This window comes from Paenibacillus sp. GbtcB18, assembly GCF_019091125.1.
In the GTDB taxonomy this organism is placed as follows: Bacteria; Bacillota; Bacilli; order Paenibacillales; family NBRC-103111; genus Paenibacillus_F; species Paenibacillus_F chitinolyticus.
Genome location: NZ_JAGXJX010000002.1, coordinates 848,320 through 874,588, shown reverse-complemented (window position 1 = coordinate 874,588; position 26,269 = coordinate 848,320). Strand labels below are relative to the sequence as shown.

The window sequence follows — 26,269 nt, the reverse complement described above, 5'->3', positions numbered from 1 at the left end:
ACCTCCATAGGTATAGATTCTGTGAGTAACAAAAAAATCCTATGATCACAAAATGGATTATTGAAACCATAAAAGTATTTTTTATTATATATTAGAAAATATTGACATAATAAAGTCGGTGTTTTATATTTTATCTGTATCCTAAAATTGGAGGGAAACATATGAAAAAAATCGCACTAAATCTATTTCTAGTACTATCTCTGTTACTCGCTTTACCTCTATCGGCTTTCGCGGACGAGCCAGAAAAGGATTCACAGAATGTAACAGGTGAGTTTAAGTTGGTTGAGGGTGAGAAAAAGGAATCGGAGCAAGGGGAAACCGAGAAGCCAGCTTTTGTTGAACATTTCAAGTTAGTTGAGAAAGATGAAAATGGCCTGATTAGTCCAGCTGCTGAAATCGGTGGATACGGAACAATTTTCTGCTATGACGGTGGAAAGGTTATGGAATGCAAGGTTAACTTTTATCTAACGGGTGGAGCACAAATTAAAGGTGTAGATGGTAGAGTCGTAACTTACGACTCTAATAAACGACAGTATGGAGAAGAAAAAATTGAAGTATGGTTTTCCTATGGTACACTATTCAGTAAATATCAAACAACAACTTTTGAGCATGGAGTCGTACCGGGAGTATATACAGCTAAGGTGTACGGAGCCCTTACTGGTATAAGTGGTAAAACAGACAATATGACAATTTACTACATAGTACCTATTACATCGGCTGAGGTCACAATTAAATAATATTGCCACGAGGAGTGAATCACTCCTCTTTTGTTAATTTTAGGAGGGACATGATGGATTGGGCAAAAGAGGAACCATCAATATCTAACGAGCATTCCGAACATGAGCAGGTCACAGAGATTCGGGTGGAAAAGGTGTATAATTCCTCAACGGATTTAGAAGCCGGCGGTTTAGATCAAATTAATTTGTTTTTCCTTGTTCCCGTATTAATGAACAAAGGTAACAGGAAAGATTTATACCTACCGGTTATTAGTGACGATTTCTCCGATACCGTAATAGAAAAATTCTTGTCATATTTCGTTGTGGCTGAGAAAGTCTATGAAAACAATCAACTAGCAAATGTGAATTTTATGAATTTGACTACATCAGCGCTGGAGAAACTGGAGAATGTAATTCAAAGTGATTTAGATCCATTTACGAGGGATTTATTTTTCAGAACTCGCTCCACAGAATATCCAATCTCAAAATTAAAGTGTTATACGGTTCAGGCTAAGGAATTTTTAGAACACGAAACAAGCAGTGATTCCATATCACCTGATCTTTGGGGATTCCTTCAAAGAACGGTTTTGGAGGCTAATGGCGAAATAAATATTAGTCCGCTCGGGTGGACATTTGATGAATCATTAACCCGCTCTGTCGCCTTAAGGTATTTCGTGGAACATGCGAAAAACGTAGATCTTATGGTCTCTCAAGATAACAGGGTTGTTTATTTCCGAGTAACATAAATATCAGATTTTAGGAGAACGGACATTTTGTCTGATCACTTAAGAAGAGAAAAGACATATTTGTCCGATCTCTCAAAAGGAGATACCGCGAAAATGGATGAGACGTTGCGCTCAGGCGGTGTTATTGCGTGAAAATGAAGGACGGCCATTTTGACACGGTTTTCAGCAGCTCGTTATAATGGCCTTGTTCTTCCTCTCTTGAAACAAAGTGCGTATGTTCTTAAAGCAAACAGGGAAGCGAATTTGCAGCGGACGGCTACGGCCGCCATTGTCTAAAGCAGCTCAAAGCACGGCCAACCGAATATATCAAACCAAAGTCGTCCATTCTGGGCGGCTTTTTTATTTATCCATGCTCGTGTACAGGGCGCCGCAAATGCCCGCCACGCAAGAGATTCAGGCGCTACAAAGCTGTTACTTAAGCAGAAGGAGGCACACGCTCATGGTGCAAAAGCGCAGGAAGAAATATAAACGACGAAATTTTACTACACCGTTGTACAAAAAAACACCCCCAAACAAGAAAAGACCTTCCGTTATCCCAAAGGATGACCGGAAGGTTTTCTGTGCCCTGGCAAGGGTGGCTGCGTCAGATTTTTAGCTCCCCGAGCTTGATTAGCTCGACTACCGCCTGTGAACGACCTTTTACATTCAATTTTTGCATGACATTCGAGATATGGTTACGCACAGTCTTCTCGCTGATAAAAAGCTGCTGTGCGATATCCTTCGTCGTTTTGTCCTGTACGAGTAATTCAAAGACTTCGCGTTCACGATTTGTGAGTAAGAATTTGTTTTTATGGTCGCTGCCCTTCAAGGGCAAATAATGTTAATCACTTACTTTCACTTATAGTCATTCCATATCACCGAAATCACCTGCTGTATTTTTGCGGAACTTATGGTCTTTAGTGGAAAGTATGCAAACAAGGAGCAAGCTGAACAAGCACTGTGGGATTTGGGTCTATTGATAATATAAGAAGTGACATCTTATGCACATCCGTATGTTAATTCTTTACTGCGTGCCGTACTCGGTATACTGAGCATTACATGGCCTGAATACGTTGGCGACGAGTATAACCTCAGACATACATTTGAAATCGGGAAATAAGAAAAGGAGCGCTCACTAATTCGCGAGCGCTTTTATTTTTATATAGCTTTTATTTCGTGAAAAAAAGGCTTGCGTAATAAGTTTTCATAAATCACAACAAAGTATTTGTTACCTGTGTTTATAGAATTGGTTTCTTGATCATTAACATTTACTTTTTTTTCTGAGCCATCTTCAAATTTTACGATAACATATTCAATATTTTTCTCAACTATATTTACTTCAGCTACTGTTTTACTAAAGACATTTTGATAGTAAAATCCAAAAAATAATAATACAAGTATTAAGAGAATTATAGTAATTGTTTTTCTATTCAAGAGATGTCCTCCTTTTGTTTTTTGCGAAATAATATGCAGATATAACCAGAATATACTATTTAAACAATATTAGGACGATAAAAAATGGGAATCGTAAATATTTCGATAAATCGATTTAAACGACTTAATCGGATAAGAATAGATCATAAAATCAAAATTTCAACGAAGGAATCGACAAGCACACGTATACAAGACTTCTTCTGTAATCCCTACCGTAATCGGCACCCAAACAAATTGCGCTGGTTGTAAAGAGATATGTATCCAGACGAATGAATGACAACAGATGAAGAGTTGATCAAACTCTATCTGGAGACTCATCAATTTTATAAGCGGTTTCATGCTGACGTGAAAAACTCCAAGCTCATATACGTGACTAGCATTTTGACGAGATCCACGATTTTAAGGATTCCAAGTCTATCAATGTTAACAAAAACTCAATGGGTTTCCTGACAGCAACCCTTAATCGTGTTTTAAAACCAGCCCCCAAAAAACACCCAAAACAAGAAAAGACCTTCCGTTATCCCCCAAAGGATGACCGGAAGGTTTTCTGTGCCCTGGCAAGGGTGGCTGCGTCAGATTTTTAGCTCCGCGAGCTTGATTAGCTCGACTACCGCCTGTGAACGACCTTTTACATTCAATTTTTGCATGACATTCGAGATATGATGACGCACGAACGGGAGCAATATGCTGCTACCCTGGAACTTGTCAGGATGCTAGAGGAAAAAATACCAAGTGCAAAAGAAGTAAAGGACATTCGGAGATCCGGGGTATAGTTGGAAAGCTTGCCCGGTTATAAGCATGGACAAGTTTCGGACGGATTTGAAAGGGGATGAGATTATGCTTGATAAAGGTGTAGCAACCACAATCATCAATACGTGGATTAAACCGGTGTGGCAAGAAGCGAATAAAGGCAAAGACGAAGAGGTCAAGGCTTATATGCACTGGCTTGCGAATCAATTAAGAATAGCTTCTGGACAAATGGCGGAATAGTCCTTAATAAATAAAACAAAACAAAACCACTTATAATTAGGTGGTTTTGTAATAAAATTATTTATACTTAGGGTCGATAATTTGTTTAGTATTCTCATTGATATTATCCACACTCTTAGATGTTTCTGAAGTCGGTATATCATTAGGAGAAGATACTTTTACAAATTTCCCATACTGAGTATGTAATGTTCCAGTTGATTGTTTTATTGAATCTAATTCCTGTTGAGACAATTTTTTTTGGGAAGTAACTGTTCCATCTAAAGCAAAACCGGTTGTGCCTTTGTATTCCCCATTAACTTGTTGAGCTTGACCCACTGGTTGATTGTATTTATCCATAATCTGATAAGAGATTTTTGGAGCCCAAGCCAGAACAGCTGAGTATTGAACAAGAGTTATGGTACGGCAATAACACTGTTATTCAAGATTTGTTGAATTTCGTTCTCAGTTAATATTTTTCATGTAAATGTGAATTTGGAATTGAAAAGCTAACTTGCTTGTAATAAGAAGAACTGAGATAAAATATGTGTTGAATTGATATGACAAAACCCCCGCGGATTGTTCCGCGGGGGCCTTTTTTATTTTACGGTAAGCTGTGGAAGTGGGTAAAGCGTAGGCGCTGTGTTCTTAACTTGTTTCTTAATACTCATGTACATTACAGCGGCCGTAACCAAAATAGGGAGGTGTATGGTCATGAGGGTGAATGTCGTCAAGGCTGAGAATTGCATACACATTATAGCGATGATCGGAAATAAGACATTATACCGATTGATTAAGTTTTGAAGGAATCGAATCAATAAGCCAACTAATACAGATACAACCAATAGACCAGGATAACCGAAGTTTAGAATTGATTCCACTTGGTAGCCAAAGGCGTAGGCTGATTTCATAGCTCCGACATCGTGAGTACCAACGATTCGGTATCCCAAGGTAGGCGAGATATTCCACGTAAACCATGTAGGCGCGCTGTATCCCTTAAATGGAGCAATGCTCCGGGGCACGTAAGCAAGTGCTGTATAAACGTAGCCGGATCCGGGATAAGGAAGAAGTTTAGAGTGAGTGAATTCAGTGTTGTCAACAGCAGCCCAAGTAACCCAATTACGATCAAAGTCGGTCGAGAGTACCTCAACCATAGTCTCAGACAATGACGATTTTTCGTTGACGTGCGTCACTTTGAAATTCTGAGAGTAGAGCGTAAGAATTACCAAGATTACTACCGTTCCCGTAACAAAAGGTTTTGAACTCTTTTGTACAAAGTAACGTGCCAAAAAAGGGAACAACGCGATGAATACCAAGTCAGTCCGTTCGCCGCGGATAAAAGATGTCATCAAGGCCACAACCATGAAGAAGATGGCTGGGAAGATATTACGTTTATGCCTCACTGCCTGGTAAGTGAAGTATAGAGCAAGACCGGTAGGGATTTGAAGTAGGACAGCATACGGACCAAGATCAAAAAGCAGGTCTCGCAACTGCATATTATGCTCCAAGTTGGAAATGTCAACTTTGGTCGCGTAGATCCATAAGACATACATAAAAATCCCGCTGCTTACTAGGATAATCAGCGTTTTAAACATTACAGGAAGCTTTATTTCCCAAGCGTAAAGTAACTTCCACTTAACTGATGCTTTATAAGCGATAAAGGCAATTAAGTAGGAAATGATTACAATTAGCATCGTACCAACCAGGGTCTCATAACTAGCTCGATAACCCAATTTTTCCTCATTCAGAAAAAATGTAACCGGCAGCGGGACTAAATAGTACATCAGGACACCCACTGTAAAAAAATCAAAAGCGGTTAGCCGTTTTTTTACCAAGACTTTTCTTAAGAGCAGAAATGAGAAAACAACCGTAAATGCTACATAGACAAGTATGACCCCTAACAAATTACACCCTTCTCCCTATTCATGATTTCCCCCAATTTTAATGATTCTTTCAACAACAAATAACAAGCCGCCAAGAATTGAGAAAGATACGATGATGTCCACGGTCCCCGGATGAACAAAAATAAAGGCTCCCAAAATGGATAGCAAGACTAATGCAGGTTTAAGGTTCATTCTAACCTCTCTTCAGATACATAATGTATCACAAATTACATTAAAATTAGATAAAATTTTGTGCAGTAATGTCAGCCTAGTGGCTACTAATAACATATATTTTGTCGTACATAACTTCGATACATTTCGTATCGGTTTTCCGGAAAAATTTCCACCAAAATATCTTAAATTTCATTGAAGGAATCGACAGGCTCGTCCGCCGAATAGAATGGTCACGGAGGTGCTTGTACGTGATCTGTCATATCAAATCCATATTGGCGCAACTCGGCCCTAAGCCGCCGAAGATGGGGGAGCTTGCTGATTCTATTGGAGTAAACCGCAACACCATTTCACGGTTAACTAACAATGAGCATGTCCCCAATTTAGAACTTGCATTTGATATAAGAGACAAGCTAAACCAATGGGCTGTTGAAAGAGGTAAAGAGTTGAACTGGACGATAGATGACATATGGTCAAGATAAAATTGAACAAAAAACTGTGCATATAATGAACCATCAGAGCAGAGGAGATGGTTTCAGTGAAGGAGACAGAGTATCGCATTCAGTACAACGGAGGACGTATAAGCAGCGTTAGGGCGTCCAGAGAGGACAGGAAGGAGTCGGGTACAGGAGAAACCTTGGGGCATTGGTTCGTGGTCATTCTTGGCTTGCTGGTCGCGGAAGGATGATGGATGCTGTGGGCATGATCCATCCAGTACATCAACGTCTCGCGGAACTGTGGCAGGTCAATTTAAAACGGCCGCTCACGAAGCCAGAGCTTTCAGAAATGAACCAATGTTTGAGCGTCAACGGCCGGCTTTGCTTTAAAAATGCCTACCTGGAGAATTGTTCTTTGTTGGCCTCGATGACTAATGACATCGACTGGCAACATGAAATTTGCCTTGATATCGAAATGTTGCAATACCCAGAGACAAAGAAAAAGCCGGGCCACAAGGGCACCGACTAAGGAACTACCGCACAATATTATATTTAGACAATGCCCGGCCCATTCGTGGGTACGGATTTTTTAATTTATTCGTTAAAAGTTTGTCTTTCTCATGCAGCCTCTCTAATAAAATAATATCTAAGTATCGTATAAGTTCTTTTATCTTTATTCTGCTTTCCTATGAGCAAGTAGATGGAAATTTTATAGAGACGCCGAGGATACGTTACATTGGTAACGAAAATCTAAAAGGTCACTCAAATGAGTGGCCTTTTTAGTTGACCAAGGATCCGAAATGGGATGGATGGGTATGAAAGAAGGTTAATCCATCTAAAGTTCGCAACGTGGCTTAAGTGTAAGACGAAAGCGTCTAAATATACAAAAAACACGGTAACGAGGGGTTTTTATCAAAAATCCCCAAACAAGAAAAGACCTTCCGTTATCCCCCAAAGGATGACCGGAAGGTTTTCTGTGCCCTGGCAAGGGTGGCTGCGTCAGATTTTTAGCTCCCCGAGCTTGATTAGCTCGACTACCGCCTGTGAACGACCTTTTACATTCAATTTTTGCATGACATTCGAGATATGGTTACGCACAGTCTTCTCGCTGATAAAAAGCTGCTGTGCGATATCCTTCGTCGTTTTGTCCTGTACGAGTAATTCAAAGACTTCGCGTTCACGATTTGTGAGTAAGAATTTGTTTTTATGGTCGCTGCCCTTCAAGTTGTCATCCCTCCTTGCTCGGGTTTTGGAGTAATTACAAGGGTAAGGGATACAGTCAACTTAGTGTATGAAGGGCGCTTACCAATGGTGCGATGGCGTGGGAAAAATAGGCGGGAACAGGGCTTTTTAAGACCCGTGATCCCTCGTACTGAATTTGATAATCGTTTGTAACAAATCCCGGCGGTCTCTGCTGTAAAATGTTCTGTAGAGCATTAGGGAGGAGATTCAAGCCATGCGGAAAAGTTGGGCAGCAGCGGGAATGACGGCGGCGCTTCTGGTCGGCATTACGGCCGGAGCTTACGCGACGAGCAATTTGAAGGAGATCAAAGCTTTTTTAAACCCGGATTTGCAGGTGGATTTGAACGGTACCACGTTTACGCTGAAAGATGAGCAGGGGAACGACTTGGTCCCCATCACGTACGAAGGCAATACTTATCTGCCTCTCCGCGATCTTGCGCAGCGGCTTGATTTGAGTGTGGCTTGGGACGGCACGAACAATAAAATCTTTCTGAAAAACAAGCCTTACATGGAATTTTCCGCAGAGGACGAGGCCTTGCTTGAGAAATACGGATACGGATTCCGGGTTCCGAGATGGCTGGAAAATGTGATGGTGAGCGTCATACCGGAGGAAAACGTGAAAACGTCCATCGAAGAGGGCCGCTTGGATAAACGGGCGCAGGCGCTGACGCTGATCCACTATATGGTCCAGGATGAGAATTTGCACCGTCTGCACGACGTGGCGGCCCGGATCGAAGTGTACAAGAAAGAAGACTGGCCCGAAGTGAAAAAAACCGCTACCGGCGCAGAAGTTCTCGGCGAGAACGACCGGTATGTGTATATCGCGAAGAAGGCTGCGGAGAATCCCTACGAGCCCGGAACGCTGGATGCGGAAGGCTTCGGAGATTTGCGGGATTGGCTGGATCTGCACGACTATTACTTTACTTTGAGCGGCAAATAAGAGGGAAAGCATTTAGTTGTGTAGGCGAAAAATGAAACGTCTCCGGGAGGGGACGTTTTTTGGTAAACTTGATTAAAAAAGGAGAAGTACCCATGATCGGAATATTGGCGGGAATGGGACCTAAATCAACCGGCCCGTTCGTGGACAAAGTAGTTGAGCAATGTCAGCAGATGTATGGAGCGGAGCGGGACACCGACTTTCCGCATATGATGATTTATTCTTGCCCGACGCCGTTTTATGTGGACAGGCCCATTTGTCATGCGGACCTGGAAAAAGCAATCCTCGAAGGGGCAAAGAAGCTTGAAAGCACAGGCGTCGATTTTATCGCCATGCCCTGCAATACGGCGCATCTTTACTACGCTTCCATACAAAAGGAGCTCTCCGTGCCTCTGTTGAACATGGTAGGCGAGACGATAAAGGAAATTCCGCGGAAAGCAAATAGAACGGCTCTTTTGGCTACGGGAGCCACGGTCGAGTCCGGTATTTATCAGGAGGCGCTGGCGTCAGCGGGGTTGGAGTGCGTGGGCAGAGAAAGCTGGCAGACGTGTATAAATGAACTGTTGCCCCTCATCAAAAAAGGGCAGAACAACGAAGCCGCCGTCCTATGGAACCGGCTGTGCTCCGAATTGGCCGAGTCGGTCGATACCGTCCTCATCGCTTGTACGGATTTGAATGTCGTATCGGATCCGAACGAGAATGCGTCCCGGGGGCTTCATTTTGTGGATTCGTCGGCATGCTTGGCGAGGGCCGTGGTGAGGGATTATATGGCGCTGGGAAAAATAGGTTTGGATGTACAGACTGATAGTTAAGCTGTTCCCGTTATCGTTAACGTAAGAGCCCACTCTCGTGTTTAATACATGAGAGTGGGCTTTTTCCGATTTCCGGCTGCAAAGGCTGCCGGACGAACCGACCCCTCGTCCGTGCAGGAAACTGCCGCAAGCGGCGTTTGCCGCATCGGTCGGCATCCGGCATCCGTCGCGCGCGGGAAAACGCCGCTGCCGGTCGCCCGCCCGCCGCCGGAACCAAAACAGACCGCCTCCCGGAGGAAGCGGTCTGTAACCGGCGCCGCCGTCACAGAAACGGCGCCATGATCGGCTGGATCAGCCCCAGCGAGAACAGCGCGGCCAGGATCATCGCGACGCTGGCGATGGCTCCCTCCTCGCTGCCGAGCTCGTGGGCTTTGCTCGTGCCGGCCCCGTGGGCGCCCATGCCGAGCAGCAGGCCCCGCGAGATGCCGCTGCGGATGCGCAGCGAGCGGATGACCAGCGGCCCGATCACCGAGCCGCAGATGCCCGTCACGACCACGAACACGGCCGTGATCGAAGGAATGCCGCCGAGCGAACGCGACACCTCCATGGCAATGGGAGTCGTGATGGAGCGAGGCGCCACGCTCTCGATCATCTGCGGGCTGGCGTGAATCCAGCCCGCAGGCAGCACCGACGTGAGCACGGCGACGACGGAGCCGCACAGCACGCCCGCCACAAGCACGATAGCGTGCTTGCGGAGCAGCTTGAACTGGCGGTACAGCGGGATCGCGAACGCTACGGTGGCGGGCTGCAGCAGATCCGTCAGCGGCTTCGTGCCGGCGTTGTAGGCTTCGACCGGCGTACCGGTGAAGAACAGACCGGCGATAAGCAGAACCGGCGCGACGACGAGCGGCGACAGGTAGGCTCTGCCTGTTTTCCGGTACAGCCGGTTGGCCGCCCAGAAGACGACGATGGTGATCAGCAGGTACAGAAGTCCGGTTCCGGTCATAAGGATGCTTCCTCCTTCTTGTCTTTGCCTGCGCGTCTGCGCCCCAGAAATTCCGCCACGAGCCCCGTACTTGCCATGACGAAGAACGTGCTGATAATGATAATGAGCAGGTACCGGCTTCCCGATACCGAGAACATTTCTTTATATTCCAAAATGCCGACGGCGGGCGGGACGAAGAAGAGCAGCAGCTTCGACAGCAGAAAATCGGCGCCCTTCTCGACCCATTCCAAACGGACCCAGCCGAAGTGGAGCGCGGCGAAGACGATGAGAATGCCGACGATGCTTCCCGGCACCGGCAGGTGCAGCCGCTCGGACACGAGACGTCCCAGGTAGGCGAACGCGATCAGCAGGACGATCTGGCCGCAGGTGACGAGCGCCCGCCGGACGTGAACCGGAGCAAACCGGTCCGGCGGCCAAACGAAACGTTGTTTTTTATGTGGACCGCTTAAAGGTGGTGCGGGTTGTTTGTTCATCCGGATAATCCCCTTCCATAATTTCGAGTATACGCAGGGGACAAGGATAGGTAAAATACATATAACGAATGGTTTTCATTCCTTTTCTCTATGGAAGGGGAACCAATGCAGTCACATAAAGGAGACGATGACTTGGACGTTAGGCATCTGCAATATTTTCTGGAAACGGCTAAGCGCAGAAGCTTCACCAAAGCGGCGGAAGCCCTGCACGTCACTCAGCCCACGATCAGCAAAATGATCCGCATCCTGGAGGAAGAGCTCGGCGTCGAGTTGTTCGACCGCACGGCACGACAGATTGTTCTGACGGATGCGGGCGAAGCCGTCATGATCCAGGCGCAGCAGATCGTCCGCTCTCTGGAAAATCTCTCTGTCGATCTGGCGGACGTGACTTCCATGCGCAAGGGGCAGATCCGGATCGGCCTGCCGCCGATGACCGGAGCGCCCTTCTTCCCGGAGCTGATCGCCGCCTTCCATAAGCTGTATCCCCGGATCGGAATCCGGCTGATCGAGGAAGGGGCGCGCACGATCGAGCGCGAGGTGGAGAGCGGGAGCCTCGATCTGGGCGTCGCGGTGCTTCCCGTCGATGCGGAGCGCTTCGACATGTTTACCTTCGTCAAGGAAGAGCTCCGGCTTGTCGTGCATCACGGGCACCGGCTCGCCCGCAGGCAGAGCGTCCGCCTTGCGGAGCTCAGCGGCGAGAAGTTCCTTATGTTCCGCGAAGGCTTCACCCTGCACGAGAGCATTCCCGCAGCCTGCATTCAGGCGGGATTCAAGCCCGACATCATCTACGAGAGCTCCCAGTGGGATTTTCTGAGCGGGATGGCGGGAGCGGGTCTCGGCGTCGCCCTGCTGCCCGAAACGATCTGCCGCAAGCTGAGTCCGGACAAAGTAGCCACGATTACCCTGGTTTCTCCGCGGATTCCGTGGCATCTTGTTATGATTTGGCGCAAAGAGGGTTACTTATCTTATGCCGCCCGCGAATGGCTGCGGTTTTCGAAGGAGCGGCTGTCCCTGCCGAATCTCTAAGAAGTCTGGGAGGCCGGCTCCAATCGCTTCGCGCCAGGCACCGTTTTGTTTCCAGGCAAAACATGGTACGATATACCCAATGCTTTCACCCTGATCACGGACGAAATGAGGACCTTTATGATTCGCACGGTCGCTGTTACCCGCAGCGGAGAACTGGTCTTGGACCTGCCTTTGCAGGAGCTGGACGGAGATTCTATCGACTGGTACTGGGTAGACTTCAACAATCCGACTCACGAAGAGGCTATGCTGCTCGACACCCATTTTCATTTTCATCCGCTTGCGGTTGAAGACTGCTTTCATCTGCTGCAGAGGCCGAAGCTGGACCACTATGAGGATGTCCACTTTTTCGTTCTGCACGCGATTCATCCGCAAACGCTGGAAGCCGATGAGGTCGATCTTTTCGTCGGACCTCGCTTCCTCGTATCTTTCCACTTCACCGAGCTCAAAGAGATCGACGACGCCTGGCAGAAGCTCCAAGCCGAACCGGACAACTGGAAAAGAGGCTCTTCCTTCGGGGCTTATCTCGTCATGGACATGCTTGTGGATGAATATTTTCCTTGTATACATATGCTGGAAGACGAAATGAACGATTTCGATTCCGACCAGAAAGGCACGTCCATTCACGCGCTGATGCGCGGCGTTTTCGATATCCGCTCCAAGCTGGCGCATCTGAGACGGACGATCATCCCGATGCGCGACCTGCTCTACCGGGTCGTCAATTCGGACAAGCTGCCGAACGGGCGCGAACAGAAGATTTATTATGCGGACATTTACGATCATCTGCTGAAACTGGCCGAAATGATCGATTCGATCCGGGATACCACCGCGGACATGCGGGAAAATTTCATTTCATTGAATTCTTACCGGATGAATACCATTATGAAAACGCTGACTGTCATCACGACGATTTTTATGCCGCTGACGTTTCTCGCGGGAATTTACGGAATGAACTTTGACAACATGCCCGAACTTCATTGGCACTACGGTTACTTTATCGTTCTTTTGATTATGTTCGGAATCGGGTTTGCCATGTATGTCTGGTTTAAGCGCAAAGGCTGGTTCGATTGAGAAACCGGCAGTTTATTTATAATCCGTACTAAAAAAGATCGGGAGGATGCGGGCATGAAAGTTAAAAGCGCGTGGTACCGGGAAAGCTTCGGAAAAGACTATCTGCTGGTGTACAAACACCGCAATTTCGAAGGAGCTTACGCCGAGGTCAAACGGATGATGAACTGGCTTCATCTACCCGAAGGCGCCCGTGTGCTGGACCTGTGCTGCGGCATGGGCCGCCATTCGCTGGCGCTCGCCGATTTCGGCTATACGGTGACGGGTATCGACTTATCGGATACGCTGCTGGGGGAGGCGCGGAAGCAGGACCCGGAGGAGCGGGTAACCTGGCTGCACGGAGACATGCGGCGGGTTCCGAGCGAGGAATCTTTTCACGCCGTGGTCAATTTGTTCACTTCCTTCGGATACTTCGAGCAGGAGGAAGAAAACCGCCTGGTGTTGTCGGAAATCGCACGGCTTCTGCAGCCGGACGGGAAATTTATTATTGACTATTTAAATCCCGCTTATGTCAAAATGAACCTCGTTCCCCATTCAAGCCGCGAGGAGAACGGCCTTTTTATAGAAGAGACACGCTCCATCGAGAACGGCTATGTCCGTAAACAAATCTGCATCACGGATGAACAGGACGGCCCTCGGTATTATACGGAACAGGTGCGCCTATACAGCTGCGAGGCTTTTGTCGATATGCTCTACACGGCGGGCTTGCGGGTCGAGCGGATTTACGGCAGCTATGACGGTAAGGATTATGACCGGGAATCGTCTCCCCGGATGATTTTTGTCGGAGGAAGGGAAGGAGAAAGCTTGCAATGAGTCATTCAACAACAGTCATCGCTTTACGGGAGGGGCTTTGGCAGATCAAAGTCCCTCTGCCTTTTCCCCTGCGCTGGGTCAACAGCTATCTGCTTCGGGAGCCGGACGGGAGCCTGACGGTGATCGATCCGGGCCTGCGCACGGAAGCCGCGGAGGCGCTGTGGAACGAAGCGCTGGAGGGGCTCGGCTTCGGGTACGGCCGCATCTCGCAGGTCGTGCTGACCCACCACCATCCCGACCACTACGGGATGGCGGGCTGGTTCCAGGAGCGCACGGGCGCGCCGGTTTACCTGTCGGAAACCGGCATCGGTCAGGTGCGGCTCCTGTGGGGCGACGGTCAGCCGATGACTTCGCAGCTGACCGGGCTTTTCGCGCGGCACGGCATGGACGCCGCGCTGTGCGGGGAGCTGGCGAAGCATATGGACAGCTTCGTCCCGCTCGTTTCCCCGCAGCCGCAGCTGACCGCGCTGCGGGCGGGAGACCGCGTGCGTCTGGGCGGCGCGGCGTACGAAGCGATCGAGACGCCCGGACATGCGGCCGGGCATCTGTGCTTCTACGACGCGCAGACGCGGGAGATTTTTTGCGGCGATCATGTGCTGCCGCAGATTTCGCCGAACGTAAGCTTCATGCCGGGCGTCGAAGACGACCCGCTTGGCGCTTACATGGCCAGCCTGCGCGACATCGCCCCGCTGCCCGTCGACATGGCGTACCCGGGCCACCGGTCGCCCTTCGCGGGCTTCGGCCGGAGGGCGGAAGAGCTTGTCCGCCATCACGAGGAACGGCTTGAGCTTATGGCGGACAAGCTTCATGAGCCGATGACGGCGTATGAGCTGTGCCGCGACACGTTCGGCGACCGGCTCACGCTGCATCAGCTCCGCTTCGCCATGGCGGAGACGATCGCGCATACGGTTCGCCTCGCGGTTGAAGGCCGGGTGACCGAGAGCGAGAGGGAAGGGCTGATCGTGTACGAGGCGCGGGATGAAGGGTAGACGCGGATGCCGAACAAACAACATACAGCGGACTCTCCGGTAAGGGGGTCCGTTTTTTATGCGCCGCGTACCTATTTGACATTCCTGGTGCTTCTTTTTACAATCAAGATGTAAAAACATTTTGACATTGGAGTCTGCTATGGAAAATCGGATTCATGAGCTGCGCAAACGAATCAGGCTGTCTCAGGAAGATCTCGCAAAAGCGTGCGGCGTGTCCAGACAGACTATTAACGCTATTGAAAACAACAAGTACGATCCGAGTCTCCAACTGGCTTTTCATCTGGCCCGTACGCTGGGCGTTACGGTGGATGAGTTGTTCCAGGCAGACAAAGATACGTAAACCAGCCGTATACAAGGAGGCGGAAGCTGTGACCGGACGGAAAACACCGAAGCAGCGGCTCATTGCCGCGGGTTTCGGACTTACCTCACTGGTTGTCATCGGATTTACGCTTAAAAAGTACGCGTCCGGAGAACCGGTCGGAACCAGCGAATTAACGAGCATAGCGGTTGCCCTGGCAGCGATGTTCGGCGCTCTGACCTGGGGGAACAAGGAGGACGGGGAAGGCATTACCCAGGAGGAAGAGAGGGGCAGGCACATTACGTTCGTAAGCGCCAAAGCGGCCTATTTTATTATGCTTGCCGCTTCCCTGATCGTCTGTATCGTGGAAAAACTGGCTTTCGGGCGGGATAATATGGCTGTGCTGATTTTGCTGGCACTGGGCATCGTGCTCCTTCCGGCGGCGGAATATATCGTTGCCCGGAAATACCGGTGACCTGAGGGGAAGCCGCAAACTGCCTATGTAAGAGGAGCGAGCAAGAGGGAAGCCGCAACCATCTTGGGTTTGGGATGAAAAAGGAAAAAAGGAACCGCCGTGACGGCGGTTCCTTTTTTGTGTCGGTTGATCTATACAAAGCTTCCGCTTCTACAGCCGGAAAACGACTCTCCTGACGGATTTTCAGCCCCGTCCCCCCACAAGCGGTTCGCCTTTTTACACGGCTTGCAGTTTCCCGCTGCGGGAATGCTTGGCATCGTATAACGAGGGGACATATCCCGGTAAGAAAGGCCTCTCAGCTCCCGGGAGCATCGCCTTTCGTTTCGGCTTCCGACTGCTTGCGGTGGGCAATGCGGGAGCTTGCGGCAGCGGCGATGGCGCCGACGATATCGTCGAGAAACGTATGCTTTTCGTAGGTGCTTTTATCGTTGAGCTTTTTCAGGATGCCGGGTTTCAGCTTGTCGATGTAGCCGAAATTCGTGAACCCGATGCTGCCGTAGACGTTCACGATCGACAGGGCCAGGATCTCGTCGCAGCCGTACAAGCCTTCGTCATGCTGAATCATCTCCTGCAGAGGGGAGATCAGCTTGCCTTCTTCCGCAAGCATGTCCAGTTGAATGCCGGTCAGGACGGCGTTTTGTACTTCCCTTTTGGCCAGGACGGATTCTACGCTCGCCAGGCACTGCTCCAGGGTCAGCGATTCGAAATAGTCTTTTTGCAGAAAATAAGTCAGTTCGGCGATCTGAGACGTTTGAACGCCTCTTTTTTCAAGCAATTCACGGGTAGCCGAAGCTACTTTTTCACTATCCAGGGAATATTTCACGTTGGGCTTCTCCTCCGTTGTCAAATGAAAGCAGATACCTTAGTATACCCTTTTTTTAGGAAAGAGTATCGCTTCGGAACGGATTTGTCTATCGAAAGAGGAGGACGCAGGGGATACAAGCCCGGAAATTGTCCCGTTTTTTCGGACAACTCGGGCATAAAGTGAGAGGGCCCCCTGTATACATAGGAATACGAAGGACAAACGTCATCCGGACCGGCAGGAAACTCACGAAAGAAGGCGCTGCCGGCGGCGGGCTCAGGCCGTGCCGAACCTTTGCGAAGGGCACATACGAACAGGAGGGGATGGAATTGAGAAAAGTACGCTGGCTTCAGGCGGCAGCCGTGACAGGAGCGATCGCAATTCTCGGGACGGGGTGCGGAATGTGGGGATCGGAGTCCAAACCGATCGACGCTCCGCCGCCCGGCACCGAAACCGCAATGGAGACGGGAACCGGTACGGGGGGGACCGGAGCGGACGCGGGCGCCAAAACGTCGCAAACCGCCAAAATGACCGTCTATGCGAAAGACCCCAAAGGCTTCGTCGTTCCGGTCAGCCTGGATTTGCCGAAGACACAGTCGGTGGCGAAGACCACGCTGGAATATATGGTGGCCAAAGGGCCGGGCGAAAGCCAGCTTCCCGCCGGGTTTGCCTCTCTGCTGCCCGAAGGGACTACGCTGACGGTGGACATAAAGGATAAACTGGCCACGGTCAATTTCAACCAGGCTTTCAAAAAATACGACGCCAAGGAAGAACGCAAAATCATGGAGGGGATCACCTGGGCCATGACCGGTTTTTCATCCGTCGAGCAGGTGAAGATCAAAATAAACGGGCAGGAGCTCAAGGAAATGCCGGTGGCCCACACGCCGCTGGACGAACCGCTTTCGCGGAAAATCGGCATCAACCTGGAGAAGCAGGAAGGGGTCGATTACGGCCAGTCCACGCCGGTGACGCTCTATTTCACGAATGCTACGGCTCAAAACGGCAAATATTATGTACCGGTTACACGCCTGGTAAAAAGGACCGATGACGTCGCCAAGGCGGTCATGGACGAACTTTTGAAAGGCCCCAACACGTCGAAGGGCCTTCAACCGGTATTGAACGCTTCCGCCAAGGTGCTGGATGTGAAGAAGACGTCGGACACGGTGCTGACGGTAAACTTCTCCGACAAGATTCTGGACGAGAACAAAAAAGCGCCTGCGGACGGGCTCCAGTCGGTTATTTTGTCTCTGACGGAAAATACGAACGCCGCCAAAGTTCAAATCACGGTAAACGGCAGTCCGAAGGTGGAAACCTCCGATTCCCAAACCTACAGCCAGCCCGTCTCCCGGCCGCTTCATTTGAACCCGAATCCGGAAAAGCTGTAAAAGGTTCGGCCTTCAGGGGAGAGGAGAGCTCCCCCTTTTTTTTCGTCGAATTCCGCGGTGCTTTTGCTCGGCTCCTTTGTTTGCTACAATAGGAAGGATAGAAATGGATGCTATGATCGTACAGGAGGATACAGAATGCGAGCCGATGGAAGACAGAATGACCAGCTAAGACCGATGAAAATTACGCCGCACTATATCAAACATGCCGAAGGTTCGGTTCTAATAGAAATCGGAGAGACGAAAGTCATTTGTACCGCAACCGTGGAAGAGCGCGTTCCTCCCTTTATGAAAGGCCAGGGCAAAGGCTGGGTAACCGCCGAATATTCGATGCTCCCGCGCGCTACCCAGGTCCGCAACCAGAGAGAAGCGGCCCGAGGAAAGCTCGGCGGCCGCACGATGGAAATCCAGCGGCTGATCGGACGCGCGCTGCGCTCCGTCGTTAACCTGGAAGCGCTTGGAGAGCGTTCCGTGACGCTCGACTGCGATGTGATCCAGGCGGACGGAGGGACGAGAACGACTTCCATCACGGGAGCCTTCGTCGCGATGGCGCTTGCCATGGAGAAGCTGGTGGCGAACGGCAAGCTGAGCAAGCTGCCGATTACGGATTACCTTGCCTCCGTCAGCGTCGGGATCGTGAACGGCAAACCTCTGCTGGACTTGATGTACACGGAAGATTCCCAGGCGCACGTCGATATGAACGTGGTCATGACCGGAACCGGGAAGTTCGTGGAAGTACAGGGGACGGGAGAAGAGGCGCCTTTTTCGCGCGAGGAGCTGAATACCCTGCTGGCCTTGGCCGAGGGCGGCATCAACACCATGGTCGAGGAGCAGAAAAAAGCGCTCGGACGCGTAAGCGGCCTGATCGGAGCGGGTGTCCGTGCCTGATCGTTCCGCTTCCGGCGTCGTGGTGATCGCGACGCGCAACAAGGGCAAAGTGCGCGAGTTTGCCCATTATTTCGGCAGCTTCGGCAAGGAAGTGCGCAGCCTCGACGATTTCGACGATATGCCCGACATCGTCGAGGACGGCGCGACCTTCGCGGCGAATGCCCGGATCAAGGCGTCGGCGATTGCAGGCAGGCTGAACCTGCCGGTGCTGGCCGACGACTCCGGGCTGTGCGTCGACGCGCTCGGCGGCGATCCGGGCGTATACTCCGCCCGGTATGCCGGCGAGCACGCCGCCGACGCGGCGAACAACGCCAAGCTGCTGCGCGAGCTTGGCGCGGTCTCGGCCGCGCCCGGCCGGCCCGGGCCCGGCGCTGCCGGGCAGGCGGCGTCCGCCGGCGAGACGCCTGCGGCTGCGCCGCAGGTGCTCAGCACCGCGCGCTTCGTATGCGCGCTGGCGCTGGTCGACCCGCTCCGCGGGGACACGCTCGAGGCAGAGGGGACCTGCGAGGGTGTCATTATCGCGGAGCCGCGCGGCACGGACGGGTTCGGCTACGACCCGCTGTTTTATTTGCCGGAGCGGGGCTTGACGATGGCGGAGCTGCCGCTCGAAGAGAAAAACGCGATCAGCCACCGGGCCGCGGCGCTCCGGCAGTTTTTCGAGCGCCATTCCGGCCGCTTGACTTAACCGAATAAACAACGTGTCCGCTTGGCGGGCACGAACCAAACCGGTTTCCGATTCGCTTCGGAACCGGTTTTTTTGCGTGTCATAGCGGGTCCGGCAGGCGAAGGTGACAATTGTCATCCGGAAAAGGTTACGGTTGTGGGTAGGGATGAAATTCGCCGCGCGGTATGATGGATTCAGGTTAAAGAGCTTAACGAAACGATGAATCGATGAATCGGAAAGCCCACATAACAGAAGGAGCTGAACCCCTGTGACAACAGCTATCGAATTGAGGCAGGTTACGAAACAATATAAAGGCAAAAAGGCGGTCGACGAGTTAACGCTGACCGTGGAACAAGGAACGGTGCTCGCACTGCTCGGTCCGAACGGAGCGGGCAAGACGACCACGATTTCGATGATTCTCGGCCTTCAGGAGCCTACGAGCGGGACCGTCAAGCTGTTGGGAGGCCATCCGAAAGATCAGCGGGTCAGGGACCGGATCGGAGCCATGCTCCAAGATGTCAGCGTGATCGACAATCTGAAAGTAGCCGAGACGATCGACCTGTTCCGTCATTATTACGCGAACCCGCTCTCGCTGGAGCAGCTTCTGCTCATCTCCGGCCTGGAAGCCGAGCGGAATAAGATGGCCTCGGCTCTCTCCGGCGGGCAGCAGCGCAGATTGGGCTTCGCGATGGCCGCGGCCGGAGACCCGGAAATTATTTTCCTGGACGAACCGACCGTCGGCATGGACGTCACGTCCCGGCAGCTGTTCTGGGATACGATCCGCGCCATGGCCGCGAGAGGAAAAACCGTCGTCCTGACGACTCACTATCTGGAGGAAGCGGATCAGTTGGCCGATAGAGTCGTCGTGATCAATAACGGCAAGCTGATTGCGGACGGGACGCCGAGCGAGATTAAAGCGGCAACGACGGGGAGAGTCATTTCTTTTACGGCAGGCGCAGGGGTTACACATGAACTGCTCCGTGCGATGCCGGGTGTCAGCGATATCAAGTGGAGCGGGCGGCGCGTTGAAATGTTCGGACCGGACACGGACCGGCTGCTTACCGAGCTGATCGACAAACGTGTCGATATGAAAGATATCGAAGTTCGAAGCGGCGGGCTGGAAGACGCCTTCCAGACTTTAATTCAAAAAACGAATGCAGGTTAAAGGAGAGAGAACGATTATGAATGCGACGATTCTGAAAGCGACGACGGCCCAGTGCCGCGCGGAGCTGCTGCGGACCTTCCGGAACAAACGATTTATCTTCTTTTCGATAGTAATGCCGGTGGCCTTCTATTTTCTGTTTACGAGTACGATGGGAAGCGATACGAAGATCGGCAGTGTGGACTGGACGTCCTACTATCTCATGTCCATGACCGTATACGGCGTTATCGGCGCCAGTCTGACTTCCTTCGCCCAGCGGATTTCGAGGGAACGCACCCAAGGCTGGGTCCGCCTGCTCAGCATTACGCCGCTGCCTTCCTGGTCTTACATGGTATCCAAGGTAGCCGCCCAAGGCGTCATTAATTTATTTATCATTCTGATGATGTTTATTATAGGAGGGCTCGGCAAACAGGTGGATCTGCCGGTTTCCGTATGGATCGAAAGCTTCCTCTGGATTTGGATCGGCGGCTTCTCGTTCATGGCGCTCGGTACGCTGCTCGGTTCCATGCGCAACCCCGATGTGGTTCAGGTGCTGACGATGATTCTGTACATGGGGCTGTCCGTTCTGGGCGGATTATGGTTCCCGACCGCGTCCATGTCCGGGACTCTTCAGACGATCGCCAAGTTCACGCCGACCTACCGGTTGGGGCAGGGAGCCTGGAATTTGATCGGAGGCGGTTCGATCGACTGGACGGGCGTGCTTATTCTGGCTGTGTATGTCGTCGTATTTGTGCTATTATCTTCCTATATCATCAAGAGACAGGAAGCGGTTTAAATGTTTCGTCGGCAACCGGCAAGGCCCCGCGAGGGGCCCCCTTTTATTTTTACGATCATCTGGCTGGTGTATCTGATCTTCCCGGTCGTTTCGGTTCTGCAGCTTCCTTTTCCGGAGAAAATACTGGGTTCGGGGCTGCTTATCGCCTTTGTGGCGGCTTATTTGACTTCTTTTCACCGGACGGCGGGAAGGTACTGGTTCATTCTGTTTCAGACGGTCGTTATCGGCTTTCTGTCGATCCGGTATAACGAGAATTTTATTTACCTGGCGTGTTATCCGTCTCCGGTGATCGGGATGCTGCGGAGCGTCAGGCAGATGGCCGCCGCCATAGCGGGTTTGTTTCTGATGTTTGTGGCGGTAGGCTGGCACTACAAGTTCATGAACGATGTCGATTTGTTTTTGCAGCTTCTTCCGGCCCTTGTCATTATCCTGATCATGCCGGTCGCGATGCGCATCGGACGCAGGTCGAAGGAGCTGCGGGGCAAGCTTCAACTGGCTAACGAAGAAATCGCCCGTCTGTCCAAAATCGAGGAGCGTCAGCGGATATCCCGCGATTTGCACGATACGCTCGGGCATACGTTGTCTCTCATCACGCTCAAGGGCGAACTGGCGGAGAAAATGATTCCGAAAAATCCGGAGAAAGCGGTCCGGGAAGTTCAGGATATCCAGGCGACCTCACGGGCGGCGCTCAAACAGGTGCGCGAGCTTGTATCGGATATGAACATGGTCACGATCCGGGAGGAATTCGACCGGGCCAAGCAGATTCTTGCGGCGGGCGGCATTGTGCTGGAATTGAAAGCCGGTGAAGGCGCCGATGACGAAGCTCCCCCGCTGATCGGCAACATTCTCGGCATGTGCCTGCGGGAAGCGGTGACGAACGTCGTCAAGCACAGCAAAGCGAAGCTGTGTATCGTGGAATGGGCCGCCGATGAAGAGGGGTATACGCTGATCGTATCGGATAACGGAGTCGGCTTCGAGAGGGACGAAAGGCAGCCGGACTTGGGTACGAACGGGCTTAGAGGCATGAAAGAGCGGCTTAAGCTGGTGGACGGGCACTGCACGTTCGAATCGGCGGCCGGCCGGGGCACCCGGGTCGTTTTTACGATCCCTAAAGTAACCAAAAACGGAGAAAAGGAGGCGGGCGGAGAATGAAGGTCATTGTCGCGGAAGATCAGGGCATGCTCCGGGGAGCGCTGAGCGCCCTGCTGGATTTGGAGGACGATATCGAAGTGATCGGCCAGGCGGCGGACGGCGCGGAAGCGCTGGAGATGATCCGTACGCTCCGGCCGGATCTTTGCATCATGGACATTGAGATGCCGAAAATGTCGGGCCTCGATGTGGCCGAGGCGCTCCAGAAAAGCAAGGACCCGTGCGGAGTCGTCATGTTGACGACCTTTTCCCGCTCCGGCTATTTTCAGCGGGCCATGCGGGCGGGAGCGCGCGGCTTCCTGCTCAAAGATTCGCCGGTCGGCGAGCTTGCGGCTGCGCTTCGCGATGTGCAGGCGGGCAAGCGCGCGGTCAGCCCGGAGCTGGCGCTCACGTTCTGGGAGGCCGAGAATCCGCTGACGGAACGGGAGCGCGAGGTGCTCAAGCTGGCCAGAGAGGGGCTGTCGTCCGGCGAGATTGCGTCGCGTCTGTTCCTTTCGGGCGGCACGGTCCGCAATTACTTGTCGGAGGCGATCCAGAAGCTGGAGGCGAAGAACCGGATCGACGCCATTGCCGCGGCGGAGAAGAACGGCTGGCTCGATTAGGCCGGAGATTCGGCGCCGGGACCGGGAGTGCGGTCTCGGAATGCGGACACGCAATGTGTGGTCCGGCAACGGAAGCGACAGCGGTACGTATACTCCCGGACTTCGGGCGAAAAGGATAAAAACCTCCAGTGCCATTAAGATGGCGGCTGGAGGTTTTTTTGAAGTTTTTTTTCGCACCGCGCGAAGCTCCCGGCGCACGGTGCTCAGCGCTCGGCGTCACATGACGTGGTCAACCACAATCGGCTCTACTCGGAAGCCGGTGTGCGTGTAAACAGACGTAAGTTTAGACGCGCATTGGTGTGTATAGACATGCATAGACAAGCGGCGGTAAATGCTTAACGGATCGATACCTTATATTCGCGCAGCCACGTATCTACCTGGATCAGATACGCGAACATTTGCGGACCGGACATGAGCTGGCCGAACCAGGGGAATTCGGTCGATTCGGCTCCCGGAGCCGCCATGGCGCGCAGCGTTTTGGCATCCACAAAGGGAAGAAGCGGCGACGACGAATCGTTTAAGATCTCAAGCGCCTGCTGTTTGACCGCGGTCGCATAGTTCGGATTGTGCGTCTTGGGATAAGGGCTTTTTTTGCGGGCCAGCACGTCTTCCGGCAGCACCTCCACGAGCGCCTTCCGCAGAATTCCTTTCTCGCGGTCGCCCGCCGTTTTGATGTCCCAAGGGATGTTCCACACGTATTCCACGAGCCGATGGTCGCAGAAAGGAACCCGGACTTCGAGCCCTACGGCCATGCTCATGCGGTCTTTGCGGTCAAGCAGGGTCGGCATGAAGCGGGTGATGTTCAGGTAAGACATCTCCCGCATCCGGTTCTGCTCCCGCGTTTCCCCCGCCTGACGAGGCACCTCGGCCAGCGCCTGCTCGTAGCGGCCGCGGACGTATGCCTCGGGCTTGATCCAGTCGGCGAAATCGCGCGACAGAATGCCCGCCCGCTGAGGCAGCGAAAGCGACCACGGGAACGTGTTCGCATTCAGGGCGTCTTCCCGGTGGAACCAGGGGTAGCCGCCGAAGATCTCGTCGGCCGCTTCGCCGGAAAGCGCCACGGTGGCGCCTTTCTTGATTTCGCGGCAGAACAGGTAAAGCGAGCCGTCGATGTCGGCCATTCCGGGCGTGTCGCGGGCGAGTACGACGGTGCGGAGCGATTCGACGAGTTCGGGCGTGTCGAACTCGACGTAATGATGCTCCGTGCCGAGGTACTCCGTCATCCGCTTGATCCACGGAGCGTCGGAGTTGGGCTGGAACGCATTCTCCTTGAAGTTCTTGTCGTTGTCGGCATAATCGACGGAGTACGTATTCAGCACGCCGCTGGCGCTGTCCCGGTAATGGTGGGAGGCGAGTGTCGTCAGTGCGCTGGAATCCAGTCCGCCCGACAGCAGGGTGCAGACCGGAACGTCCGAGACGAGCTGGCGCCGGGCGGTGTCGGCCAGGAGCTCGCGGATACGGAGCGCCGTTTCCTCCACATTGTCCGTATGGGGCCGGTTTTCCAGCTTCCAGTAAGGACGGATCGTCAGCCCGCTGCGGTCGTAAACCATAAAATGGCCCGGCTTCAGCTCGGCCAGGTTGCGGTAAATGCCGTGGCCGGGCGTGCGCGCGGGTCCGACGGCGAAAATCTCGGCAAGGCCTTCGGCGCCGACCTCGGTTTTGATATCCGGATGGGCGAGTATCGCCTTCGGTTCCGAGCCGAACAGGAAGGCTCCGTCCGTGTGGCTGTAGAATAGAGGCTTGACGCCAAGACGGTCCCGGGCCAGGAACAGGGTTTGCTCCTGTTCGTTCCAGGCCGCGAACGCGAAGATCCCGTTCAACCGCTCCACGCAGCTCCGGTCCCATTCGACGAACGCGGCCAGCAGAACTTCGGTGTCGCAGGAGGTCGCGAACCGGTGGCCACGGTGTTCCAGCTCGCTGCGCAGCTCGGGAGCGTTATACAATTCCCCGTTATATACGATGGAGTATGTCCGGTCCCCGTCCTTGCGGATCATGGGTTGAGCGCCGTTAAGCGGGTCCATGACACTCAGCCGTCTGTGCCCCAGGGCGCAGTGGCCGGATATCCACGTGCCGGAAGCGTCAGGACCGCGGTGGACCAAGGTTTCCGTCATATTTTCGAGAATGGATGAAGATGTGGTCAGATCTTTGCGCCAGTCTATCCACCCTGTAATTCCGCACATGATGTTCACCCTTTCGAAATACGTTCTAAGCGAGTCTTTCGAGAAGACTGCCGTATGCGATGATTAAAAGGTATGCGGCGTCAGGAGCGAAAATGTCTGTCCGCCCCGTAAGGTCCGGAAGAACCGGAAGGGCGAAATCGGTTTTGTTTCCAGAAAAATTTTGTTACAATAGGATTTGGTAGAAGAAAACTCCCCTGCAAGCGCTATTGGGGAAATCATGCTAAAGGTGGACTGTTATTGATGAAACGTAAATACGCCAGGGCGCAAATCGATTATTTGGCGGCCAAAGAACAATTTCTCGCAGCCAGCCAGCAGGCTGACAAGAAACTGAACGACATGAGACAAAACGGTGCGGAAATCGGTCAGAAAGAAATGGAAGATGCGATTGAACGCAGCGGTTTCCATAAAGCTTTCAATGAGCTTCGCCAGGCGGAGAACCGTCTGATCGAGTGGAGCCATTTCACGATCAAGAACGAAGGCGAGTTCAAAGAAAACAAAGCGGCTTTCGAGAAGCTTTACAGCGAAGTCAAAACGAAGCCGGAAGCGCGCGCGGTTCTGGTTGACATGGCTATGAGACTGGAAGCGGAAGCTTAAGATCTTCCTGAACGGACAAGCACTTATACGTATAAAGAACCGAGGAGCGCCGACTGGTGCTCTTTTTCTTTTTTTCGCGGTCAACGGCATGCTTTCCCCCAAAGCCCGGACATACTAAGACGGCTTCACGAAACTTACTTCCCGGGGAGGCTTGCGGAGATGGACAGTCATTTCATCAGCAAACTGCATGACACTCAGCGTAAAGACGAACGCAACCGGAGGACGCAAGGCAAAAACCGCCCGGACAAACGGCTCCCCAACAAACAGCACTGAGCAGTGCCGCTTTGACTGTTCCGTTCACCGTCCCTTTGCGGCGGAGGCCGGAATAAAGGAAATCGACAAACGGGCGGGGGTGATGAACATGGCGAAGGTTTCGAAAGCGACCAAAGGCAAAAAGTACGAAGTAAACGCGGAATTTGCCGAGGAGATGGAGGCCAAAAACGTCAAGCATTCGGCCCAGAACAACCTCAGTCACGGGACGGAGAAGTAAGCGTAAGGAAGAACGAAAGCCTGCTGCGGCTGCAGCGGGCTTTTTGACGCGGACGCATAAGGAGGCGGAAAAGCAAATAAACTGAAGGAAAGAATAAACGCTATTAGGTATAAAAATGATGAAATAATTGATAATAACGCGATTAATATTTATTTTCTATGACTAATTTCACT

At 52.0% G+C, this 26,269-nt stretch carries 33 protein-coding genes and 1 pseudogene; 24 read left to right on the top strand and 10 right to left on the bottom strand.

Annotated features, from left to right (window positions below; translation table 11 throughout):
• Positions 1-161 precede the first annotated feature (161 nt).
• Together KVT34_RS09270 and KVT34_RS09265 are read left to right on the top strand one after the other, a co-directional pair.
• Complete coding sequence (locus KVT34_RS09270) at positions 162-737, top strand: hypothetical protein (RefSeq protein ID WP_217558277.1); 576 nt, start codon at positions 162-164, stop codon at positions 735-737.
• Positions 738-790: 53 nt separating this feature from the next.
• On the top strand, positions 791-1,462 hold the full coding sequence (locus KVT34_RS09265) for a hypothetical protein (RefSeq protein WP_217558276.1): 672 nt from the start codon (positions 791-793) through the stop codon (positions 1,460-1,462).
• Positions 1,463-2,045: 583 nt separating this feature from the next.
• On the opposite strand, the gene KVT34_RS09260 is transcribed toward KVT34_RS09265, so the two are convergent.
• From KVT34_RS09260 to KVT34_RS09250, 3 genes and pseudogenes are all read right to left on the bottom strand, one after another.
• Positions 2,046-2,270 (bottom strand): helix-turn-helix domain-containing protein, encoded by a 225-nt coding sequence (locus KVT34_RS09260; protein ID WP_009672290.1) that lies wholly within the window; start codon positions 2,268-2,270, stop codon positions 2,046-2,048.
• A gap of 329 nt (positions 2,271-2,599) precedes the next feature.
• Positions 2,600-2,875, bottom strand: coding sequence for a hypothetical protein (locus tag KVT34_RS09255; protein WP_217558275.1), 276 nt, complete (start codon positions 2,873-2,875; stop codon positions 2,600-2,602).
• 572 nt (positions 2,876-3,447) lie between these two features.
• Positions 3,448-3,546: pseudogene (locus tag KVT34_RS09250) on the bottom strand (LuxR C-terminal-related transcriptional regulator); the annotation flags it as partial.
• Positions 3,547-3,712: 166 nt separating this feature from the next.
• Between KVT34_RS09250 and KVT34_RS09245 the strand changes: the two are divergent.
• On the top strand, positions 3,713-3,865 hold the full coding sequence (locus KVT34_RS09245; protein WP_217558274.1) for a hypothetical protein: 153 nt from the start codon (positions 3,713-3,715) through the stop codon (positions 3,863-3,865).
• Between the two features lie 57 nt (positions 3,866-3,922).
• On the opposite strand, the gene KVT34_RS09240 is transcribed toward KVT34_RS09245, so the two are convergent.
• Both KVT34_RS09240 and KVT34_RS09235 read right to left on the bottom strand, forming a co-directional pair.
• On the bottom strand, positions 3,923-4,201 hold the full coding sequence (locus KVT34_RS09240; RefSeq protein WP_217558272.1) for a hypothetical protein: 279 nt from the start codon (positions 4,199-4,201) through the stop codon (positions 3,923-3,925).
• Positions 4,202-4,440: 239 nt separating this feature from the next.
• Complete coding sequence (locus KVT34_RS09235) at positions 4,441-5,745, bottom strand: hypothetical protein (protein ID WP_217558271.1); 1,305 nt, start codon at positions 5,743-5,745, stop codon at positions 4,441-4,443.
• A gap of 401 nt (positions 5,746-6,146) precedes the next feature.
• Between KVT34_RS09235 and KVT34_RS09230 the strand changes: the two genes are divergently transcribed.
• Genes KVT34_RS09230 through KVT34_RS09220 form a run of 3 tightly spaced genes read left to right on the top strand, consistent with a single transcriptional unit; the run spans position 6,147 to position 6,861 of the window.
• Positions 6,147-6,377 carry a helix-turn-helix transcriptional regulator gene (locus tag KVT34_RS09230; protein WP_217558270.1) on the top strand — a complete coding sequence of 77 codons (231 nt, stop codon included), beginning with the start codon at positions 6,147-6,149 and terminating at the stop codon, positions 6,375-6,377.
• 56 nt (positions 6,378-6,433) lie between these two features.
• Complete coding sequence (locus tag KVT34_RS09225; RefSeq protein ID WP_217558269.1) at positions 6,434-6,583, top strand: hypothetical protein; 150 nt, start codon at positions 6,434-6,436, stop codon at positions 6,581-6,583.
• 14 nt (positions 6,584-6,597) lie between these two features.
• Positions 6,598-6,861 (top strand): DUF7667 family protein, encoded by a 264-nt coding sequence (locus KVT34_RS09220; RefSeq protein WP_254634659.1) that lies wholly within the window; start codon positions 6,598-6,600, stop codon positions 6,859-6,861.
• A gap of 470 nt (positions 6,862-7,331) precedes the next feature.
• Here the strand turns inward: KVT34_RS09220 and KVT34_RS09215 are convergent, their stop codons facing one another.
• Positions 7,332-7,556: a helix-turn-helix domain-containing protein gene (locus KVT34_RS09215; protein WP_009672290.1), complete on the bottom strand. Its 225-nt coding sequence runs from the start codon at positions 7,554-7,556 to the stop codon at positions 7,332-7,334.
• Between the two features lie 232 nt (positions 7,557-7,788).
• Here KVT34_RS09215 and KVT34_RS09210 point away from each other — a divergent pair, with 232 nt between their 5' ends.
• Together KVT34_RS09210 and KVT34_RS09205 are read left to right on the top strand one after the other, a co-directional pair.
• Positions 7,789-8,514, top strand: coding sequence for a stalk domain-containing protein (locus KVT34_RS09210; protein ID WP_217558268.1), 726 nt, complete (start codon positions 7,789-7,791; stop codon positions 8,512-8,514).
• A 92-nt stretch (positions 8,515-8,606) separates the two neighbouring features.
• Positions 8,607-9,323 (top strand): aspartate/glutamate racemase family protein, encoded by a 717-nt coding sequence (locus KVT34_RS09205; RefSeq protein ID WP_217558267.1) that lies wholly within the window; start codon positions 8,607-8,609, stop codon positions 9,321-9,323.
• A gap of 262 nt (positions 9,324-9,585) precedes the next feature.
• On the opposite strand, the gene KVT34_RS09200 is transcribed toward KVT34_RS09205, so the two are convergent.
• Together KVT34_RS09200 and KVT34_RS09195 are read right to left on the bottom strand one after the other, a co-directional pair.
• A complete protein-coding gene (locus KVT34_RS09200; protein ID WP_217558266.1) occupies positions 9,586-10,269 on the bottom strand; it encodes an LrgB family protein in 684 nt (227 codons plus the stop codon).
• Complete coding sequence (locus tag KVT34_RS09195; RefSeq protein ID WP_217558265.1) at positions 10,266-10,742, bottom strand: CidA/LrgA family protein; 477 nt, start codon at positions 10,740-10,742, stop codon at positions 10,266-10,268. The genes KVT34_RS09200 and KVT34_RS09195 overlap by 4 nt, the downstream gene beginning before the upstream one ends.
• A gap of 132 nt (positions 10,743-10,874) precedes the next feature.
• Here KVT34_RS09195 and KVT34_RS09190 point away from each other — a divergent pair, with 132 nt between their 5' ends.
• From KVT34_RS09190 to KVT34_RS09165, 6 genes are all read left to right on the top strand, one after another.
• The gene (locus KVT34_RS09190) at positions 10,875-11,768 is read left to right on the top strand and encodes a LysR family transcriptional regulator (protein WP_217558264.1); all 894 of its coding nucleotides are present in this window, start codon (positions 10,875-10,877) and stop codon (positions 11,766-11,768) included.
• A gap of 117 nt (positions 11,769-11,885) precedes the next feature.
• A complete protein-coding gene (corA, locus tag KVT34_RS09185) occupies positions 11,886-12,836 on the top strand; it encodes a magnesium/cobalt transporter CorA (RefSeq protein ID WP_217558263.1) in 951 nt (316 codons plus the stop codon).
• A 54-nt stretch (positions 12,837-12,890) separates the two neighbouring features.
• Positions 12,891-13,646, top strand: a complete 756-nt coding sequence (locus tag KVT34_RS09180; protein ID WP_217558262.1) for a class I SAM-dependent methyltransferase — start codon at positions 12,891-12,893, stop codon at positions 13,644-13,646.
• Positions 13,643-14,635: an MBL fold metallo-hydrolase gene (locus KVT34_RS09175; protein ID WP_217558261.1), complete on the top strand. Its 993-nt coding sequence runs from the start codon at positions 13,643-13,645 to the stop codon at positions 14,633-14,635. The genes KVT34_RS09180 and KVT34_RS09175 overlap by 4 nt, the downstream gene beginning before the upstream one ends.
• Positions 14,636-14,774: 139 nt before the next feature.
• Positions 14,775-14,975 carry a helix-turn-helix transcriptional regulator gene (locus KVT34_RS09170; RefSeq protein WP_042230579.1) on the top strand — a complete coding sequence of 67 codons (201 nt, stop codon included), beginning with the start codon at positions 14,775-14,777 and terminating at the stop codon, positions 14,973-14,975.
• A gap of 28 nt (positions 14,976-15,003) precedes the next feature.
• Positions 15,004-15,408 carry a hypothetical protein gene (locus tag KVT34_RS09165; RefSeq protein WP_217558260.1) on the top strand — a complete coding sequence of 135 codons (405 nt, stop codon included), beginning with the start codon at positions 15,004-15,006 and terminating at the stop codon, positions 15,406-15,408.
• Positions 15,409-15,703: 295 nt separating this feature from the next.
• Here KVT34_RS09165 and KVT34_RS09160 read toward each other — a convergent pair whose 3' ends face one another.
• Entirely contained in the window at positions 15,704-16,231 is a 528-nt protein-coding gene (locus KVT34_RS09160; RefSeq protein ID WP_217558258.1) for a phosphatidylglycerophosphatase A family protein, read from the bottom strand.
• 308 nt (positions 16,232-16,539) lie between these two features.
• Between KVT34_RS09160 and KVT34_RS09155 the strand changes: the two genes are divergently transcribed.
• The 7 genes from KVT34_RS09155 to KVT34_RS09125 all read left to right on the top strand — a co-directional run bounded on the left by KVT34_RS09155 (position 16,540) and on the right by KVT34_RS09125 (position 22,832).
• On the top strand, positions 16,540-17,595 hold the full coding sequence (locus KVT34_RS09155) for a GerMN domain-containing protein (RefSeq protein ID WP_217558257.1): 1,056 nt from the start codon (positions 16,540-16,542) through the stop codon (positions 17,593-17,595).
• Between the two features lie 135 nt (positions 17,596-17,730).
• Complete coding sequence (gene rph, locus KVT34_RS09150) at positions 17,731-18,480, top strand: ribonuclease PH (protein ID WP_217558256.1); 750 nt, start codon at positions 17,731-17,733, stop codon at positions 18,478-18,480.
• Entirely contained in the window at positions 18,473-19,165 is a 693-nt protein-coding gene (locus tag KVT34_RS09145; protein WP_217558255.1) for a non-canonical purine NTP pyrophosphatase, read from the top strand. The genes rph and KVT34_RS09145 overlap by 8 nt, the downstream gene beginning before the upstream one ends.
• Before the next feature lie 247 nt (positions 19,166-19,412).
• Entirely contained in the window at positions 19,413-20,309 is an 897-nt protein-coding gene (locus KVT34_RS09140) for an ABC transporter ATP-binding protein (RefSeq protein WP_217558254.1), read from the top strand.
• Positions 20,310-20,325: 16 nt separating this feature from the next.
• Entirely contained in the window at positions 20,326-21,081 is a 756-nt protein-coding gene (locus KVT34_RS09135; RefSeq protein ID WP_217558253.1) for an ABC transporter permease, read from the top strand.
• Positions 21,082-22,233, top strand: a complete 1,152-nt coding sequence (locus tag KVT34_RS09130) for a sensor histidine kinase (protein ID WP_217558252.1) — start codon at positions 21,082-21,084, stop codon at positions 22,231-22,233. It begins immediately after the preceding gene.
• Positions 22,230-22,832: a response regulator transcription factor gene (locus KVT34_RS09125; RefSeq protein ID WP_217558250.1), complete on the top strand. Its 603-nt coding sequence runs from the start codon at positions 22,230-22,232 to the stop codon at positions 22,830-22,832. The genes KVT34_RS09130 and KVT34_RS09125 overlap by 4 nt, the downstream gene beginning before the upstream one ends.
• Before the next feature lie 335 nt (positions 22,833-23,167).
• Here the strand turns inward: KVT34_RS09125 and asnB are convergent, their stop codons facing one another.
• Positions 23,168-25,012: an asparagine synthase (glutamine-hydrolyzing) gene (asnB, locus tag KVT34_RS09120; RefSeq protein WP_217558249.1), complete on the bottom strand. Its 1,845-nt coding sequence runs from the start codon at positions 25,010-25,012 to the stop codon at positions 23,168-23,170.
• A 240-nt stretch (positions 25,013-25,252) separates the two neighbouring features.
• Between asnB and KVT34_RS09115 the strand changes: the two genes are divergently transcribed.
• The 3 genes from KVT34_RS09115 (at position 25,253) to KVT34_RS32350 (ending at position 26,096) form a co-directional block, all read left to right on the top strand.
• A complete protein-coding gene (locus KVT34_RS09115) occupies positions 25,253-25,606 on the top strand; it encodes a hypothetical protein (RefSeq protein WP_217558551.1) in 354 nt (117 codons plus the stop codon).
• Between the two features lie 159 nt (positions 25,607-25,765).
• Positions 25,766-25,879, top strand: a complete 114-nt coding sequence (locus KVT34_RS09110; protein WP_084706608.1) for a DUF4023 domain-containing protein — start codon at positions 25,766-25,768, stop codon at positions 25,877-25,879.
• 88 nt (positions 25,880-25,967) lie between these two features.
• Positions 25,968-26,096, top strand: a complete 129-nt coding sequence (locus KVT34_RS32350) for a hypothetical protein (RefSeq protein WP_302695126.1) — start codon at positions 25,968-25,970, stop codon at positions 26,094-26,096.
• The last annotated feature ends 173 nt before the right edge of the window (positions 26,097-26,269 follow it).